Genomic DNA, 1,384 nt, shown 5'->3' with positions numbered 1-1,384 from the left:
TATAGAGATATTTGCGCTCTTTTTATACAAAAAATGCGGTTAATGAAACAATCAATTTGTTTCATCAACCGCATTTCTCATAGAACCATAAAAAAGAAACCTTGATAAATCAAGGTTTCTAGTGTTTAAATGTGCCCTATTAATAGGTATAAATACCGGCGGTCGGGGTCGAACCGACACTCCAATGAAGGAACGGGATTTTGAGTCCCGCGCGTCTGCCAATTCCGCCACGCCGGCACAATTTAGATAAATAAAAAACTTCCATCTGGAAGCAATATATGGAGCGGAAGATAGGACTTACACCTATACCTCGTTCCGGGAAGGAACGTATTCTAAAAGTTGAAATACTCCCGCGCTATATTAAATTATGGAGCGGAAGATAGGACTTGCACCTATATCTCATTCCGGGAAGGAATGTATTCTAAGAGTTGAACTACTCCCGCAGTATATTAAATGGAGCGGAAGATAGGACTTGCACCTATATCTCGTTCCGGGAAGGAACGTATTCTAAGAGTTGAACTACTCCCGCATTGTATTAAATTATGGAGCGGAAGATAGGACTTACACCTATACCTCATTCCGGGAAGGAATGTGTTCTAAAAGTTGAACTACTCCCGCATAGTAAGTTGGAGGCGGCAACCGGATTTGAACCGGTGATAAAGGTTTTGCAGACCTCTGCCTTACCACTTGGCTATGCCGCCAATAAAAAACTGGGCTAGCTGGATTCGAACCAGCGCGTGACGGAGTCAAAGTCCGTTGCCTTACCGCTTGGCTATAGCCCATTAATAGTATAAGGGCGGTTGAAGGGAATCGAACCCTCGAGTGTCGGAACCACAATCCGATGCGTTAACCACTTCGCCACAACCGCCATGGCAGGGACAGTAGGAATCGAACCCACATCAAAGGTTTTGGAGACCTCTATTCTACCGTTGAACTATGTCCCTATTAAATAGATGGTGGAGGGGGGCAGATTCGAACTGCCGAACCCGAAGGAGCGGATTTACAGTCCGCCGCGTTTAGCCACTTCGCTACCCCTCCGTGAGATGGTGCCGGCCAGAGGACTTGAACCCCCAACCTACTGATTACAAGTCAGTTGCTCTACCAATTGAGCTAGGCCGGCAATCTAAAATGGTTCAGGACAGAGTCGAACTGCCGACACATGGAGCTTCAATCCATTGCTCTACCAACTGAGCTACTGAACCATAATACGTAATGGCGGTCTCGACGGGAATCGAACCCGCGATCTCCTGCGTGACAGGCAGGCGTGTTAACCGCTACACTACGAGACCAATTTTAATTGCGGGAGGCGGATTTGAACCACCGACCTTCGGGTTATGAGCCCGACGAGCTACCGAACTGCTCCATCCCGCGCTAATGAAAAATA

Annotated in this window: 13 tRNA genes; all 13 read right to left on the bottom strand. The window is 47.1% G+C overall.

Annotated elements, in window-relative coordinates:
• Nucleotides 1–153 precede the first annotated feature (153 nt).
• Nucleotides 154–237 (bottom strand) — tRNA-Leu (locus CD128_RS08375).
• A gap of 131 nt (nt 238–368) precedes the next feature.
• Nucleotides 369–443: transfer RNA gene (locus CD128_RS08370), tRNA-Gly, on the bottom strand.
• Nucleotides 444–454: 11 nt separating this feature from the next.
• Nucleotides 455–529, bottom strand: a tRNA-Gly gene (locus CD128_RS08365).
• Nucleotides 530–543: 14 nt separating this feature from the next.
• Nucleotides 544–618 (bottom strand) — tRNA-Gly (locus CD128_RS08360).
• A gap of 9 nt (nt 619–627) precedes the next feature.
• Nucleotides 628–701, bottom strand: a tRNA-Cys gene (locus CD128_RS08355).
• A 9-nt stretch (nt 702–710) separates the two neighbouring features.
• Nucleotides 711–782: transfer RNA gene (locus CD128_RS08350), tRNA-Gln, on the bottom strand.
• A gap of 13 nt (nt 783–795) precedes the next feature.
• Nucleotides 796–868, bottom strand: a tRNA-His gene (locus CD128_RS08345).
• Nucleotides 869–870: 2 nt separating this feature from the next.
• Nucleotides 871–944, bottom strand: a tRNA-Trp gene (locus CD128_RS08340).
• A gap of 10 nt (nt 945–954) precedes the next feature.
• A tRNA-Tyr gene (locus CD128_RS08335) sits at nt 955–1,038 on the bottom strand.
• A 6-nt stretch (nt 1,039–1,044) separates the two neighbouring features.
• Nucleotides 1,045–1,120: transfer RNA gene (locus tag CD128_RS08330), tRNA-Thr, on the bottom strand.
• 9 nt (nt 1,121–1,129) lie between these two features.
• Nucleotides 1,130–1,202: transfer RNA gene (locus CD128_RS08325), tRNA-Phe, on the bottom strand.
• A gap of 11 nt (nt 1,203–1,213) precedes the next feature.
• Nucleotides 1,214–1,289, bottom strand: a tRNA-Asp gene (locus CD128_RS08320).
• Between the two features lie 8 nt (nt 1,290–1,297).
• Nucleotides 1,298–1,371, bottom strand: a tRNA-Met gene (locus CD128_RS08315).
• Nucleotides 1,372–1,384: the final 13 nt, after the last annotated feature.

This window comes from Staphylococcus croceilyticus (assembly GCF_002902575.1).
Taxonomy (GTDB): Bacteria; Bacillota; Bacilli; order Staphylococcales; family Staphylococcaceae; genus Staphylococcus; species Staphylococcus croceilyticus.
The sequence above is the reverse complement of the archived record's forward strand: the minus strand, read 5'-3'. Positions and strand labels throughout refer to the sequence as shown.